Origin of the sequence: Streptomyces longisporus (assembly GCF_039532765.1) — a bacterium.
Taxonomy (GTDB): Bacteria; Actinomycetota; Actinomycetes; order Streptomycetales; family Streptomycetaceae; genus Streptomyces; species Streptomyces longisporus.
This window is the reverse complement of the sequence record NZ_BAAASG010000005.1, coordinates 182,865-198,237: the sequence shown is the minus strand read 5'-3', so window position 1 is coordinate 198,237 and position 15,373 is coordinate 182,865. Positions and strand designations below refer to the sequence as shown.

Sequence of the window (15,373 nt, the reverse complement as noted above, 5' to 3'; positions counted from 1 at the left end):
CGCAGACGAACGACCACGACCGAACCCGACCGGCCGCGGGCGGTTACCGCCACCTCGCGACCGCCCGTGATCATCCGTGGATGCGGCACACTGGACGTTTGGCCGAGACGTTTGGCCGAGACGTCCGGTCCACGGAAAGGGTGCCCCGCGTGAATGGTCCACTCATCGTCCAGTCCGACAAGACGCTGCTCCTCGAGGTCGACCACGAGCAGGCCGACGAGTGCCGCCGGGCCATCGCGGCGTTCGCGGAGCTGGAGCGGGCGCCCGAGCACATCCACACCTACCGGGTGACGCCGCTCGGGCTGTGGAACGCGCGGGCGGCCGGACACGACGCCGAGCAGGTCGTGGACGCGCTCGTGCAGTACAGCCGGTATCCCGTGCCGCACGCGCTGCTGGTCGACGTCGCGGACACCATGGACCGGTACGGCCGCCTGACCCTCAGCAAGCACCCCGCGCACGGGCTGGTGCTCACCACCACCGACCGGCCGGTGCTGGAGGAGATCCTGCGCTCGAAGCGGATCGCTCCACTGGTCGGGGCGCGGATCGACCCGGACACCGTGGCCGTGCATCCGTCCGAGCGCGGGCAGATCAAGCAGACGCTGCTGAAGCTGGGCTGGCCCGCCGAGGACCTCGCGGGATACGTCGACGGCGAGGCGCACCCGATCGAGCTGCACGAGGACGGCTGGGCGCTGCGCCCGTACCAGAAGCAGGCCGTGGAGAACTTCTGGCACGGCGGGAGCGGAGTCGTGGTCCTGCCCTGCGGCGCGGGCAAGACGCTCGTCGGCGCCGGGTCCATGGCGCAGGCGAAGTCGACGACCCTGATCCTCGTCACCAACACCGTCTCGGCGCGGCAGTGGAAGCACGAGCTGGTGAAGCGCACGAGTCTCACCGAGGACGAGATCGGTGAGTACAGCGGCACGCGCAAGGAGATCCGGCCGGTCACCATCGCCACGTACCAGGTGCTGACCACCAGGCGGAAGGGCATCTACCCGCACCTGGAGCTCTTCGACTCCCGCGACTGGGGGCTGATCGTCTACGACGAGGTGCATCTGCTGCCCGCGCCGGTGTTCAAGTTCACCGCGGATCTGCAGGCACGGCGACGGCTGGGTCTGACGGCGACCCTCGTACGGGAGGACGGACGCGAGTCGGACGTGTTCTCGCTGATCGGTCCGAAGCGGTTCGACGCGCCGTGGAAGGAGATCGAGGCGCAGGGCTACATCGCACCCGCCGACTGCGTGGAGGTCCGGGTCAACCTCACCGACTCCGAGCGGCTCGCCTACGCCACCGCCGAGCAGGAGGAGAAGTACCGCTACTGCGCGACGACGGAGACCAAGCGGAAGGTCACCGAGGCGATCGTCCGCCGTTTCGCGGGTCAGCAGATCCTCGTCATCGGGCAGTACATCGACCAACTCGACGAGCTGGGCGAGCACTTGAACGCGCCCGTCATCAAGGGGGAGACCTCCAACGCCCAGCGCGAGAAGCTCTTCGACGCCTTCCGCGAGGGCGAGATCAGCGTGCTGGTGGTCTCCAAGGTCGCGAACTTCTCCATCGACCTGCCGGAGGCGACGGTCGCCATCCAGGTGTCGGGCACCTTCGGGTCACGCCAGGAGGAGGCCCAGCGGCTCGGACGGGTGCTGCGCCCCAAGTCCGACGGCCACCAGGCGCACTTCTACTCGGTCGTCGCCCGCGACACCATCGACCAGGACTTCGCCGCCCACCGCCAGCGCTTCCTGGCCGAACAGGGCTACGCGTACCGGATCGTGGACGCGGACGAGCTCCTGGCCGAGGGCTGAGCCGAGCCGGTCAGGGCGCGGGCAGCGTGAACACCATCAGCAGGACGAACAGCGACGGCAGCAGCGAGGCGACCGCAGCCCCTGCGCGCCAGGGGAGCCAGCGCAGCCGCCAGGGAAGCGCCCAGGCGGTGAACAGGGCAGCGAGCGTGGGCAGGGTGCCGTAGGAGAGCGTGCCGTAGATCACGGACAGCCGGGAGTCGAGCGCTGCAGAGCAGTGGTCGGGGCCGCAGGCGTCGGTCGCCATCGCGGAGAGACCGCCGAAGAAGAGGGCGGCGGGGCCGAGGAACATCAGGAGCACCGTCGCGACGAGGGGTGCCACCCAGGCCCGGCGGTCCGGCTCTGTGGTGCCGGAGGGGCTCGTGGGCTGAGCCACGGTGTGCTGCGTCGTCATACGGGCAGTGAAGCGGCCCGGCAAGGGCGGGGGCACCGGTGCGGGTACTCATCCGGCGGCTGATCGCGTACTCATGCCGGGGCCCGGTCGGCGCCGGCTACTTACGGCGTACGCCCGCTTCCTCGCCGTACTCGCCGAGGATGACCACGTCGAAGGCGGCACCCGCGAACACCTTCAGGGCGCGCAGGGCGTCGCCGAGGCGGTGGCGGTGGCTGCCGAGGACGGGGGTGGCGCCGGGCGGACCCGGCCTGCCGGGGCCTGGGGTGATGGTTGCTGCGCTCATGTATCCATGGTGGATCGGCAGGCATAAAGGGAGCATCGGCCTGCGGACCGAACCTCCTTCGTCGCCGCGTACGACTCCGGTCGCGGCCGTCCCTCCCTGGTATGACGGGGACATCCCCTAGGGGACCCGGAAGGAGAGGGCTGATGGTGGACAGGGCGTGGAAAAACCGTTGGCCTCCGTCTCCCCCGTTCACCTAGAATCTCCGCTCTTGCCCGCCTCCCTCCACGGAGGGCCGCCGCCCGGACGGAAACCGGCCGGCACCTCGCAGCCCCAGCCAGCAGCACCTTCGGAGGCACCGCCTTGTCCACGCCCGTCGACGACCCCGCCCCTCTCGACGACCCCCTCTCCCGCGAGCGCGCCCACCTCGCCGAGTCCCGTGCCGCCCTGCGCGCCATGCGCGAGGACGTCGAGTCGCTCGACATCAGCGACGTCACCGCGAACTGGGTCAACGCCGAGGTCCTGGCCCGCCAGATCGACGAGCGCATCAAGGCGCTGGCCGACCTCAGCGACACCCCGCTGTTCTTCGGCCGCCTCGACTACCTGCACTCCCCGGGCGCCGACCAGGCCGAGGGCGCGGAGGGGGAGAGGTTCTACATCGGGCGCCGGCACGTGCACGACCACGACGGCGACCCCATGGTCATCGACTGGCGGGCGCCGGTCTCGCAGCCGTTCTACCGGGCGTCGAAGAAGGACCCGCTGGACATCGCGCTGCGCCGCCGCTTCGGGTACACCCGCGGCGACATCACCGCGTACGAGGACGAGCATCTCTCCGACCCCGCCGAGGCCGCCCGCACCAGCAAACTGCTCCAGCAGGAGATCGAGCGCCCGCGCGTGGGCCCGATGCGGGACATCGTGGCGACCATCCAGCCCGAGCAGGACGAGATCGTGAGGTCCGGGCTGGGCGGGACGGTGTGCGTGCAGGGAGGTCCCGGGACCGGGAAGACGGCCGTCGGCCTGCACCGCGTCGCGTATCTCCTCTACGCCCACCGCGAGCGGCTCGCCCGCACCGGCACCCTCGTCATCGGGCCGAACAGGTCCTTCCTGCACTACATCGAGCAGGTCCTGCCCGCCCTCGGCGAGTTGACGGTCCAGCAGGCCACGGTGGACGACCTCGTGGCCGGGGGCATCGAGATCCGGGGCACCGACGACGCGGCGGCCGCGGTCATCAAGGGCGACGCGAGGATGGCGGAGGTGCTGCGGCGGGCCGTCCACTCCCACGTCACCATGCCGACCGAACCGGTCGTCGTCGTGCGCGGCTCACGCCGCTGGCGGGTGCCCGCATACGAACTGGAGGACATCGTCCGGGAGTTGCTCGACCGCGGCATCCGCTACGGCGCCGCCCGCGAGGCCCTCCCGCAGCGCATCGCGCACGCCGTGCTGGTGCAGATGGAGCGGTCGGGGGAGGCGCCGGACGACCGGGTGCAGGACGCGGTGGCCCGCAACGCGGCGGTCAAGGCGGCCGTCAAACAGATGTGGCCGCCGGTGGACCCGGCGAAACTGGTGCTGCGCCTGCTGACGGACGCGGACTTCCTCGCCGCGCACGCGGACGGAGTCCTGGACGAGGACGAGCAGAAGACGATCCTCTGGGCGAAGCCCGTGCGCAGTGTCAAAGCCGCCAAGTGGTCCGCGGCGGACGCCGTGTTGATCGACGAGACCACGGACCTCGTGCAGCGCACGCACTCGCTCGGGCATGTGGTCCTGGACGAGGCGCAGGACCTCTCCCCCATGCAGTACCGCGCGGTCGGCCGCCGGTGCACCACCGGTTCGGCGACCGTCCTCGGCGACCTGGCGCAGGGCACCACGCCCTGGGCGACGCGGAGTTGGGAGGAGGCGCTCGCCCACCTCGGCAAGCCGGACGGCGTGATCGAGGAGCTGACGGCCGGTTTCCGCGTCCCGACGGACGTCATCGCCTATGCCTCCCGCCTGCTGCCGCACATCGCCCCAGGCCTCACACCGGTCGCGTCGGTCCGTGAGAACCCGGGTTTCTTCGCCCTCCGCTCCATCGAGGACGTCTCCGAAGTGGTCGCCGCCTGCGAGGAGTTGCTCCGCAACGAGGGCTCGACGGGCCTGATCGCGGCCGACGCCCGCGTCCCCGCCCTTGCAGAGGGCCTGACGGCGGCCGGGATCACCTATCTGGGCCCCGGTGAGGAGACGACGGCCGAGACCCGCCTCACCCTGGTCCCGGCATCGCTCGCGAAGGGCCTGGAGTACGACTACGTGGTCCTGGACGAGCCCCAGGCGGTGGTGGACGGCGAGCCCGACGAGCGGACGGGCCTGCGCCGCCTGTACGTGGCGCTGACCCGCGCGGTGTCCGGGCTGATCGTGACGCATGCGGCACCGCTGCCGCCGCAGCTGGCCGGGTAGGGTGCTGCTCCGTTGTGACATGTCCCCCCGGAAAGGCCCCAGTTGAGCACGCCGCCGCCCTCGCACCCTGCCTACCAACCGGTTCCGGGGCCGTATCAGCATCCTTCCGGGCCGTATCAGCAGACGCCGGGTCCGGGTCCGTACCCGCAGCCTCCCGGACCGTACCCGCCGGCTCCCGCCTGGCCGCAGCAGTACGGCGGCGGAGCCTGGGGGCCGGTGGGCGGGCCGGGGGCGGCCTGCCAGGTGTGCGGGGCGACGCCGGCCGCGCCGGTGACGATCCGCGGCCACCAGGGCATGGTGGTGATGATGCGGTTCCTGCGGCGGGAGGGGGTGTTCTGCCGCACCTGCGCGCTGGCGAGCTTCCGGGACATGCAGGCGGACACCATGGTGATGGGCTGGTGGGGACCGCTGTCGGTGCTCATCACGCCCTTCACGCTGCTGGGCAACCTCAGCGCCCTGTCCGGCATCCGGCGCATCCCGGAGCCGGTCACGGCGGGCTTCCGGCCGCCGCTGGATCCGGGCAAGCCGGTGTTCCGGCGGCCGGCTGGTGTGCTGGCGCTGATCCCGCTGTGCCTGGTCGGCCTCGTGATGGCCGCAATTCCGCTGCTCCTGATCATCGGCCTGGTGGTGGGGCCGAGTCACAGCGGCGACAGCGCCGGGAGCACCGACGCCTCCGCCTATCCGACCGACTACCCGGCCCTGACGGTCGGTTCGTGCGCCCGCAACGACGCCGCCTGGCCCGCGGAGGATGTCAAGCCCGAGTCCTGTGACTCCCCCGCCGCGCAGTACAGCGTCCGCTCCTGGAGGAACCCTTCGTGCGCGTCCGGGGATCACCCCCTCGGTCCGATGTACAACAAGGACCACGACGGGCCGCTGTGTCTGCGTCCCCTGAAGCGCTGAGCAGGTCGGACGACGTCCGCCGCGGTTCGGCGGCGCTCCGAAGGGGCGTTGGGCTGTGTCGATATGCGGCTCTGCCGCGATGGGGTCCCCCTTGGAGCGAGGCCGGGAGTGGGGGAGCGACGAGCCACGACCCGCCCGCAGCAGAGCGACGGCCGATCGCGGTACTTCCCGCGGAGCGCTCAGCTCCCGTCCAGCACCGCCCGCCACTCGGCAACCGCGGCCACCGACACGGACCCGTCCCAGCCCCCCGGCCTGGCGGCCCCGCCGATGTGAAAGGCGTCGATCCCCGCGGCCCGTAGCTGGGGCACATGGTCCAGCCGCAGCCCGCCGCCGACCATGATCCGCGGCTCGTAGCCGGGCTCCCCGCACCGCGCCGCCTCGGCGAGCAGTGTGGGGAGGCCCTCGTCCACCCCGGCGGCCGAACCGGCCGTGAGGTAGGTGTCGTGCCCCGGCAGACCGTCCAGCTGCTTGCGCAGGGCGTCCCGGTCCGCGGCCCGGTCGATCGCACGGTGGAAGGTCCAGCGGCAGCCGTCCAGTTCCGCCAGGAGCCGTTCCACGGCGTCCAGGTCGACCTGCCCGTCCGCGTCGAGGAACCCGAGCACGAACTGGTCGGCCCCGGCCGCCCGCATCTCCTGGGCCACCCGGACCAGCCGCTCCACGTTCCCCGCCGCGAACCCGTCCGCCAGGCGCAGCATCACGCGCAGGTCGATGTCGACGGCGGCACGGATCCCGGCGAAGGTCTCGACCGGCGGGGTCAGCCCGTCGGCCGCGATGTCGGCGACCAGCTCCAGCCGGTCCGCGCCTCCGGCCTGGGCGGCGACCGCGTCCTCGACGTCGAGGGCGATCACCTCCAGGACTGCACGCATGCTCATAGGGCCCCTTCCGTCGGTGTTCCCCTGGAGCGACTACAGGTCTAGTCCAATCTCAGGGTACGACGCCGGGGCGGACGACCGCGAGATCGCCCCCCCGGGGCGCCGAGGGGCCCGGCCAGGGCGACCGCCGCGAGCCCCCCAAAAAAAGATCAGTCCCGGCCGACGAAATTCAGCCCCTCCGGCGTTCGAGGAGCGGGGGCCGGGGCTGGCCCCCGGTACGGGACGGGTAGGGGCGGCGGGGGCGAGATCGCCCCCGGACCCTGGCGGAGCCGCGGGGCGTCAGCCGAACATGTTCAGCTCCGCCGCCTCCGCTCCCACCAGCTCGTACGACGTGCCCTCCGGCACCGGGCGGCCCGCGTACAGACGTACGAGGGTTGCGGAGTGGCCGATGAAGCGCGCCGGGTTGCGCTCCCCGCTCGCCTCCCCCAGCAGCAGCGGCTCGTCCACGTCGTCGAGGTCGGCGTGCAGCGGCAGGCGGCCCCGCTCGCGGGTGATCCGGGCGAGGAGGGCGAGGGCGTCCGGGAGGCCGGGGCCTCCGTAGGCCTGAGGCTCACCCCAGACGTCCCGTACGTCGCCCGCGTGCACCCACTCGCCCAGCGCGACCCGGTCCAGCACACCGCCCGCCTTGGCGATCGCCGGTCCCGCCTCGGTCATCCCGCGCTCCAGCTCGTCCACGACCTGCTGGTTCGTCCAGTCGGCGCGCTCGGCGATGTCCCGGTCGTTGGAGGCGGGCGAGAAGACGCCCTCCTCGAAACGGCTCTCCACCACCCGCAGCAGCGCGGCCGAACAGTGCGCGAGGACGTCCCGCACCGTCCAGCCCGGACACGCGGTGGTGGGAAGGGCGAAGTCCGCGTCGGGGCGGGCGCGGAGGAGCGGGATCAGGGCGTCGCGCTCGACGGCCAGGAGGCGTCCGGGCAGTTCGGGGTCGCGTACGTCGTCAGTTGTCGTCATGGGGGCCACGCTAGGGGCACCGGGTGATCGACGGGAGAGGCCGCAGCCGTCGGAGAGGCGGGAGAATGAGCGCATGGCCGATCACGCCCGCCCCGATGTCGACGCCCTGCGCACCCGCTGGACCCGCGCCCTGGAAGGCGCCCGGTCCCCCGCCGCCGGCCCCGACCCGGCCCCGTACGCGGACAACCTCCTCGCCCGCTGGCAGGAACCGCAGCGCCACTACCACACGCTCGCGCACCTCACGGCGGTCCTCGACCACGTCGACGTACTGGAGAAGTACGCGGCCGACCCGGACGTCGTGCGCCTCGCCGCCTGGTTCCACGACGCGGTCTACTTCCCCGACCGCTCGGAGAACGAGGAACGCTCGGCCCGCCTCGCCGAGCGCGCCCTCCCCGAGGCGGGTGTCTCCGAGGCGAAGACCGCCGAGGTGGCCCGCCTGGTCCGTCTCACCGTCACCCACGACCCGGCCGACGACGACCACGACGGCCAGGTCCTGTGCGACGCGGACCTCGCGATCCTGGCCTCACCCCCGTCCGCGTACGCCGCGTACACGGCCGCCGTACGCGAGGAGTACCACTTCGTCCCGAGTGACGCCTTCCGCACGGGCCGGGCCACGATCCTGCGCCAACTCCTCGATCTGCCGCGCCTGTTCAGGACGCCGTACGGCCGGACGGAGTGGGAGGCGACGGCGCGCTACAACCTCGCATCCGAGCTGGAACTGCTCGCCGGCTGAGCGCTCATGGGGTGATGTCCTTCTGTTTCTCCTCCTCAACTGTCCGGTGAGGCCCTAATGTTGGCCCAGCACCGTCACGGGGAGGGGACCGCGCATGGACGTCGACAACGAACTCACCGAGCCGAGCCTGCAGTTCTGGGTCAACGAGACCGAGGAACGCGAGGGCGACACGCTGAGCATCTTCGGAGGCGGCACCAGCGATCCGGTCCTGCGGTCCGTGCCCCTCGGTCCGCTGCGCAAGAACCTCGCGGCGACCGTCGACGCCCTCCAGCAGCTGTTCGCCGATGCCGAGGCCCGGGGCGGCACCCTGCCGCTCGCCGAGGCCCAGCTGTCCTTCCAGGTCACCGCGAGCGGCGGCGTCCAGCTCATCGGCACCGGCCAGATGCAAGGCACCCGCGGGCTGACGCTGGTCTTCAAGCGCCCCTGAAAGCGACTGTCGGTTTGCCCCGCCACAAGGCCCTTCTCATCGGGGTCGCCCAGGAACTCGGCTTCCTGCACTAGGCCCAGGACTGGTGGGACGGCGAAAGCGGCTGACCTTCCCCCCGCCCGGCCGTCCGGCCACCCGCCCGGCCACCCGAAAACCGACGCGCATTCATCCCCGTCTTCCCCTAGCCTGCGGTCATGAGAAACCTGGGCGGGGAACACGTGACCGACGCCGTCACGGGCTGTGTGGCGGCTCTGCGGCCCGCCGCGGAGCGGGACTGGACGCAGGTGAGGGCGGCCGGGCTTGAGTGGTCCGTGCACGCTACGGCGGTCCACATCGCCGACGACCTCGTCGCCTACGCCGCCAACCTGGCCGGTGGCGCACAGGACGCCTACGTCCCCTTCGAGCTCAAGCTGGACGAGGGAACGGACAACACCGGCCTGCTGCACGTGATCGAGACGACGGGCGCCCTGCTCAGCGCAGCCGTCCGCACCGCGCCCCGCGAGGCCCGCGCCTTCCACCCGTACCCCTTCCGCAGTGCGAACCGCGAGGGGTTCGCCGCGATGGGAGTCGCCGAAGTCCTCCTCCACACGCACGACATCGCACAGGCCCTGCAGCTGGCGTACGAACCACCCTCCGCCCTCCCCGAGTTCGTCCTCACCCGCATCTTCCCGCACGTCCAGCCCGGCCCCGACCACTGGCGCACCCTGCTGTGGGCCACCGGACGCGGCGAACTGCCCGGCCGCGCCCCGGTCACCGAGTGGCGCTGGAAGAACAACCTCGTCCTCCCCGCCGACCGCCTCACCCTCCAGGGCATCACACCCGCGGCCGCGCGCGACCTGGCGGCGGGCGGCGACGGTGGCTTCGAGTGGGCAGAGGGCGGTCCGTTCGAGGGCACCCGGGAGGCCGCCGACTTCATGTCCAAGGCGTACGAAGGGGGCGTACACCGACCGGAGTTCGGGGTCTTCGCCCTGGTACGCCGCGAGGACGGCCACGCGATCGGCGGCATCGGCTTCCACGGCGTACCCGACGAGGAGGGCATGGCCGAGATCGGGTACGACCTCGTCGAGGGCGCACGGGGCCAGGGGTATGCGACGGAGGCGCTGCGCGCCCTGTCGGACTGGGCGCTGGCCCGGGACGACGTCCGGACGCTGTTCGCGACGATCGACCGGGACAACCTGCCGTCCCAGGCTGTGGTCAGGCGCGTCGGCTTCAGCCGGGTGAGCGAGGACGAGGAGGGCATCGCCTACCGGCTGACGCGCTGAACCGGACACAACTGCCCCAGCGGCGATTAAAGTTGTCCTTCACGGGACACGGGACGCCGAGGGGGGCAGAAGCAGCGTGACGCCCCAGCACAAGGCACTGCTCATCGGAGCGAGCGAGTACGACGACCCCCGGATCCCGGACCTGCCGTTCGTCCCCGACGACCTGCAGCGGATGCGCGACGTTCTGCTCGACCGCGGTTTCCAGTCCGCCGAGATCGTCGAGAGCAAACGGGGGATCACCCCGAACACCGTCAACAGCCGGATCCGCTCCCTCCTGCGCGAGGCCGACCCGGGCGACACGCTGTTCATCGTGCTCAGCGGCCACGGCCAGCACTTCAAGGGCAACGACTACCTGATCCCGGAGGACGCCACCTTCGACGTGGAGGTGTTCGCCGAGACCTGTATCGAGATCGGCTGGGAGCGGGAGCTCGAGGAGTCGCGCGCGACCCACGTCGTGTTCCTCATCGACGCCTGCCGGGAGGGCATCGACCTCGACACCATGGCGCCGCCGGGCCTGAGACAGTGGTCCAGGCGCAAGGTCGCCGACGCCCTGCGCCGCAAGGTCGCGTACGTGTACGCCTGTACGGCACCCCAGCCGGCACGGTTCGTCCGCCCTACCGACGAGGTCCGTCCGGGGTACGACGTGGCGACCCGGCCGGGAGAGACGTTCAGCCTCTTCTCCCGCGCCGTGGCGGACACGGTCTGCGCCGACCCCCACGCGCTGCGCCTGCACGACTTCTTCGAACGGGTCCAGCAGCGGGTCACGGACCTGCACCGCGCCTACGGCAAGGAAGGCGCCGCCCAGGTCATCACAGTGCGCGCCGACGCCACTCCCGGGGGTGGGAACTTCCCGCTGCTCCCCGGCCCCGACCGGCACGCAGAGGCCCACCCCTGGATCCGTGCCGTCGAGAAGCACCCGATCTGGCAGCGCACCCCGGACGGCAGCGCCCGTCAACTGCTGCAGCAGACCTGCGTCATGCTGGGGGGACGCCTGGCCACGGCGTACGAGGACGCGGCCCGCGCCCTGCACGGCGACCCCTGGCACGACAGCGAACTGGCCCGGCGCACCCACGACAGGCTCGGCTTCCTCATCGGCCGCCTGCCTGCCGGTGAGCCGCTGTCCCCGACCGAGGCCGCACTCGCCGTCCTCCTCCCCCTCGTCGAACAGACCTTCTGGGCGCAGGAGGCGGCCCAGCGCGTCGGCCTGCTCACCGACGACGCGGGTGCCACAGGCCCCGACCACAGCCGCTTCCGCAGGTTCGCCAGGGGCTTCCCGCGCCTGAAGCGCCGGCTGCGCACCCTGGACGGCGAGAAGCCGGCCGGCGACTCCGTGGCACGCATCCGGTGGTGGCTCTTCCACCGCTGGCTGATCCAGCAACCCGAGCTGTACGCGGCCGAGGCGCTCAAGTCGCTCCTCGGCGATGTGGCACACGACCCGGAGCAGCCGCCCTGGGTGGCCGACGCGCTCTCCGCCGACCGTCTGATGCGTCTGCTGAAGGAACACCGCACGGCCCCCTTCTCGACCCGCCGGGCCATGGCTCCCGCGCTCCCGGCGGCCGACGGCGCGCCGCACCACGACCACGACGTCATCGCCGCGAGTACGGGAGACGAGCACGAAGTACGCTCCGCCCTCGTCTCGGCGCTCGTCAAGGCGGCATGCGCCATGGCCGTGGACCCGATCGACCTGCCCGAGATCGTGGTCGAGCACATCGGCATCTACGACAGCGTCGACCTCGGCTCCCTGTTGACCACCGTGCGCCGGTCCGACTGGCGCAACTCCGGAGCGGGCCGCTCCCTCAACGCCCTGTGCACCCACCCCGCGGTCCAGATCGCGCTGCGGGAGCACGCCTGCCGGGTCGACGCGCTGCTGCGGGACATCAACCGGGGAGACAACCCGTCCCTGATCTCCCTCCGTCCCCTGCCGGCCTACGCGGACGGCAGCCTCGTACGCCTCGACGGCAACACCCCGGACCAGCTCTCCGACGGCATCCGCTTCCAGCTGGCCGAGGACCGCGTCCAGGAACTCCTCATGGGCGAACAGCTCTACGGTGACCGCAGGCTGGCCATCCGCGAGCTGTACCAGAACGCCCTCGACGCCCTGCGTTACCGGGACTGCCGGACGCAGTACCTGCAACGGACGGGGCAACCGGTGACCCCGTGGGCGGAGGGCCGGATCGAGTTCGTGCAGGGCGTTGACGACAGCGACGGGCGCCCGTACCTCGAATGCCGCGACAACGGCATCGGTATGAGCATCACGGAGCTCAGCAGCGTCTTCTCCCAGGGCGGTGTCCGTTTCGTGGACCTGCCGGAGTACGTCGAAGAACAGGTCGCCTGGAGCGAACTGCCCGAGCCGAAGCTCCGCATTTACCCCAACTCCCGTTTCGGCATCGGCGTATTGAGCTACTTCATGCTCGCCGACGAGATCGTCGTACGGACCTGCCGGATGGGACGGGACGGAAAGCCCGGGCGGCTGCTCCAGGTGACGATCGCCGGACCGGGGAACCTGTTCCGGGTCGAAGACCTGGGGGAAGGTGAGGAGCCGGGCACGGTGGTGCGGCTGCTGCTGTCGCGGCAGGGGCGGAGCGTTTCGTGTGTGGAGGCGCTGCAGCGGCTGCTGTGGGTTGCTCCGTACCGGACCAAGGCCGTCCACGGGGCGCGGGAACACGAGTGGGTGCCGGGGGAACTGAGCCGTGTCGCCCTGGAGATGAGGGCTTCCAGGCCGCAGGCGAGCCGACCCGTTCTTCCCGCCTGCTACGCATCGGACTCACCGGATCTCTGGTGGGTCGACCACAAGGGGATCACCCTGTCGGACGGCCTGCTGACGAACTCCGAGGGTCCGGGCATGCCCGTGGAGAAGCGCCTTCCCTACGGCGTCATCGTCAATCTGCACGGTGAACACGCGCCGGTCCTCACCGTGGACCGCACGTCGCTGCGCTCCTTCGACCTGCCTCATGTGCTGGCCGTCATGACCGCTGCAGCGCCGAGTCTGACGTGCACCGGCCGCGCCCTTCCGAACCCCGAGTGGCTGAGCGCGGTCAGCCAGTCCGCTCTGCGGTTCGCCGACGTGGTGGCCGAGCACGCGCGGCGCGCGGATCTCCAGTGGCCGCTCGGTGACCTCTCCCTGCCTTTCACCAAGGTCGGCCACTTCCCTCCGGATGCCGCCCTCCTCCCGCTGGTGACCGGCCACTACCCGGCCGACCACGCCCACAGCAACGCGCGGTTCTTCTACAACTTCCCTTCCTTCATCCTGCGTTGGCGTCTGCGCGTGCTGTACAGCGCGGGCGCCGGAGATCCGCGGTCGCTGGCCGGCGCGGAGGAGTCCGACGCCTTGTGCGCACGGCCGTCGGACCTGTTGCTGCTGGCCGAGGACGGCTTCACATACATGCGGTCCTGGGACAAGGCGTTCTCCGACTGGCAGACGGAAAGCGCATGGCAGAGCCCCGTGAACCGCCTCGGCCTGCTCTTCCGCTGGCGTGATCCCGCTCAGCAGGTCGGCGCCGCCCAGATCTTCGACCTGAGCTTGAAGTCGGAGCATCCGCCCGTGGAAGTCGCCGACCGGCTCACAGCCCTGGGATACCGGGTCGAACCCCTCTCCGGCTGCGCGGAGGCAGACTGCGCCGACCTCCCACTGCTTCGGCGTATCGGCGATCCGACGGACTGGCTGACTCCCGGCGCATGCCTCTCGGTCGCCCAGGTCTGTGTCAGCGCGGCGCAACAGCGCTGCTCCACCCACCAGGCCGCACAGCGCCTGCGGAATCTGGGCTTCACCGTGCCGGAGGACATCCCGGCCCGGGATCACTGGACCGACCAGGAGCGCAGCATGCTCCGGGACCTGTGGATGCCGTACTCCACCCCGCCGTCCCCGGAGGCGGCGGTGCACGTCTCCCGCGCCCAGCTGGTGTCCGTGACCTACACCGCGCGCACGACCGTGCGGCACACCGCGGACTTCCTGTCCGGCCTCGGCTTCGACGTGCCGGCTGACGCCCCGTCCGGACCCGAGCCGACGGAAGACGACTATCCCCTCCTGTTCTGGAACGGACAGTGGGCCTGGGTGGACCAGGAGGTCTCGCTCCTCTACATGGCAGCCGTCGCGCGCCGTATCCACTGGCCCGTCACCGCCGTCGCGGAACGTCTACGGGAGTTCGGCTACACGGTGGCACCCGTGCCCGACGAGGAACAACTGCCTTCACACGAACAGACCGCTCTCGTCGGTTACGGCACGAGGCTGGATGTGAACCGTCCGCTCAATTTCAGCGCTCTGGCCCAGCGTGCGGAGGCGACCGGAATCCCCCTGGCCGAGGCGATCGCTCACTTCGCCGGGCAGGGCTTCGAGTGCAGCGTCACCGCGGAGGCCCTGTCCCGGGCCGAGCGGAACGGCGCCGTCATTACGGTGCTCGGCAGGGTCCCCGACCCCCATTCGTTCGGACCGGTCTCCCCGGCCGAGGTCCAGGCGGTGGGTTCCAAGGCCGCCGGACCGCTGCGGGATTTCGGATTCGAGGTCGTGCCACCCAGCCGAGCATGGCTGCGGGAACGCCGGTTGGAGGAGGAGCTCTGTCAGGCCCTGCTGTCCACCGATCGCGCCCCGCGGTCGGCGACAACCCCCGACGCTCCCCCGCTCTCGCTCGTCACCCTGGCCGTGGTGGGCCTGTCGACCGGCAAGACCCTCCGCGAGGTCGCCCTCACCGCCGCGCGGCTCGGTATGCGCCACGAGATCGAGGACTGGTTCACCCCTGAGCCGGAGGAACGCCCCGCCCCTTCGCCCGCCGCAACCCCGCCCCCGTCAGCAGCCGCACCACCTCTCGGCTACTGACCTCCACCGCGCCCGCCGCGACCACCTCCGCATACCGGTGCGAGGGGATGTCGTAGTGGTCCCGCTCGAAGGCACGGGAGGGAACGCCCAGTTTCCCGGCGAACGTGTGGAGTTCGTCGTAGGAGACGTCGCTGATCAGGTGGGACCACATGCGGCCGTGGCCGGGCCAGGTCGGTGGGTCGATGTATACCGTCACGAGGACGACGACCCGCCCGTGGCCGAGGCCAGCGTGCCGACCGCGGCGACCTTCACGCCTGCCTTGTGGCAGACCCAGTGCGGGTCGGGGCCGAGTTCCGGCTCGACGTCGAGGGCGTGCGGGTCGCCGCCGCCGCAGACCGGGCACAGGGGCCAGCGGCCGTATTTCTCCAGCAGGGCGTCCTGCACGTCCTGCGCGACCAGCCCGGCGACGTACCCGACGCCCTCCGGCCACTGCTCCACCCACCATCGCCGTTGGACGACGGACTCCTCGACCATGGACACCACGTCCGCCGCGGCGACCTCGCCCGCGGCCAGATCGGCGAGTACGAGGGCGCGTGCCGCGTGCAGCGCCTGTTCCAGGGGGCTGATGGGGTGCATGCCCCCATTGT

14 protein-coding genes are annotated in these 15,373 nt (G+C 71.4%); 7 read left to right on the top strand and 7 right to left on the bottom strand.

Annotated features, from left to right (window positions below; all coding sequences use genetic code 11):
• The first annotated feature begins 149 nt into the window (after positions 1–149).
• A complete protein-coding gene (locus tag ABD355_RS09175) occupies positions 150–1,793 on the top strand; it encodes a DNA repair helicase XPB (RefSeq protein WP_344399639.1) in 1,644 nt (547 codons plus the stop codon).
• Between the two features lie 10 nt (positions 1,794–1,803).
• Here ABD355_RS09175 and ABD355_RS09170 read toward each other — a convergent pair whose 3' ends face one another.
• Together ABD355_RS09170 and ABD355_RS09165 are read right to left on the bottom strand one after the other, a co-directional pair.
• Positions 1,804–2,184, bottom strand: coding sequence for a hypothetical protein (locus tag ABD355_RS09170; RefSeq protein WP_344399638.1), 381 nt, complete (start codon positions 2,182–2,184; stop codon positions 1,804–1,806).
• A gap of 97 nt (positions 2,185–2,281) precedes the next feature.
• Positions 2,282–2,467, bottom strand: coding sequence for a hypothetical protein (locus ABD355_RS09165; protein ID WP_181922421.1), 186 nt, complete (start codon positions 2,465–2,467; stop codon positions 2,282–2,284).
• Between the two features lie 300 nt (positions 2,468–2,767).
• Here ABD355_RS09165 and ABD355_RS09160 point away from each other — a divergent pair, with 300 nt between their 5' ends.
• Entirely contained in the window at positions 2,768–4,831 is a 2,064-nt protein-coding gene (locus ABD355_RS09160; RefSeq protein WP_344399637.1) for a HelD family protein, read from the top strand.
• Between the two features lie 116 nt (positions 4,832–4,947).
• Here the strand turns inward: ABD355_RS09160 and ABD355_RS09155 are convergent, their stop codons facing one another.
• Positions 4,948–5,202 (bottom strand): hypothetical protein, encoded by a 255-nt coding sequence (locus ABD355_RS09155; protein WP_344399636.1) that lies wholly within the window; start codon positions 5,200–5,202, stop codon positions 4,948–4,950.
• Between ABD355_RS09155 and ABD355_RS09150 the strand changes: the two genes are divergently transcribed.
• Positions 5,201–5,731 (top strand): hypothetical protein, encoded by a 531-nt coding sequence (locus tag ABD355_RS09150; protein WP_344399635.1) that lies wholly within the window; start codon positions 5,201–5,203, stop codon positions 5,729–5,731. The two genes, ABD355_RS09155 and ABD355_RS09150, sit on opposite strands and share 2 nt — an antisense overlap.
• A 179-nt stretch (positions 5,732–5,910) precedes the next feature.
• Here ABD355_RS09150 and ABD355_RS09145 read toward each other — a convergent pair whose 3' ends face one another.
• A complete protein-coding gene (locus tag ABD355_RS09145; RefSeq protein ID WP_344399634.1) occupies positions 5,911–6,603 on the bottom strand; it encodes a copper homeostasis protein CutC in 693 nt (230 codons plus the stop codon).
• 279 nt (positions 6,604–6,882) lie between these two features.
• Positions 6,883–7,554, bottom strand: a complete 672-nt coding sequence (locus ABD355_RS09140) for a maleylpyruvate isomerase family mycothiol-dependent enzyme (RefSeq protein ID WP_344399633.1) — start codon at positions 7,552–7,554, stop codon at positions 6,883–6,885.
• A gap of 73 nt (positions 7,555–7,627) precedes the next feature.
• Between ABD355_RS09140 and ABD355_RS09135 the strand changes: the two genes are divergently transcribed.
• From ABD355_RS09135 to ABD355_RS09120, 4 genes are all read left to right on the top strand, one after another.
• Positions 7,628–8,287 carry an HD domain-containing protein gene (locus ABD355_RS09135; protein ID WP_344399632.1) on the top strand — a complete coding sequence of 220 codons (660 nt, stop codon included), beginning with the start codon at positions 7,628–7,630 and terminating at the stop codon, positions 8,285–8,287.
• A gap of 94 nt (positions 8,288–8,381) precedes the next feature.
• Positions 8,382–8,714: a Pepco domain-containing protein gene (locus ABD355_RS09130; protein ID WP_344399631.1), complete on the top strand. Its 333-nt coding sequence runs from the start codon at positions 8,382–8,384 to the stop codon at positions 8,712–8,714.
• A gap of 194 nt (positions 8,715–8,908) precedes the next feature.
• Positions 8,909–9,976, top strand: coding sequence for a GNAT family N-acetyltransferase (locus ABD355_RS09125; protein ID WP_344399630.1), 1,068 nt, complete (start codon positions 8,909–8,911; stop codon positions 9,974–9,976).
• A 76-nt stretch (positions 9,977–10,052) separates the two neighbouring features.
• Positions 10,053–14,786, top strand: coding sequence for an HD domain-containing protein (locus ABD355_RS09120; protein WP_344399629.1), 4,734 nt, complete (start codon positions 10,053–10,055; stop codon positions 14,784–14,786).
• Here the strand turns inward: ABD355_RS09120 and ABD355_RS09115 are convergent.
• Both ABD355_RS09115 and ABD355_RS09110 read right to left on the bottom strand, forming a co-directional pair.
• A complete protein-coding gene (locus tag ABD355_RS09115) occupies positions 14,701–14,982 on the bottom strand; it encodes a DUF4031 domain-containing protein (RefSeq protein WP_344399628.1) in 282 nt (93 codons plus the stop codon). The two genes, ABD355_RS09120 and ABD355_RS09115, sit on opposite strands and share 86 nt — an antisense overlap.
• Positions 14,979–15,362 (bottom strand): hypothetical protein, encoded by a 384-nt coding sequence (locus ABD355_RS09110; protein WP_344399627.1) that lies wholly within the window; start codon positions 15,360–15,362, stop codon positions 14,979–14,981. The genes ABD355_RS09115 and ABD355_RS09110 overlap by 4 nt, the downstream gene beginning before the upstream one ends.
• Positions 15,363–15,373 lie beyond the last annotated feature (11 nt).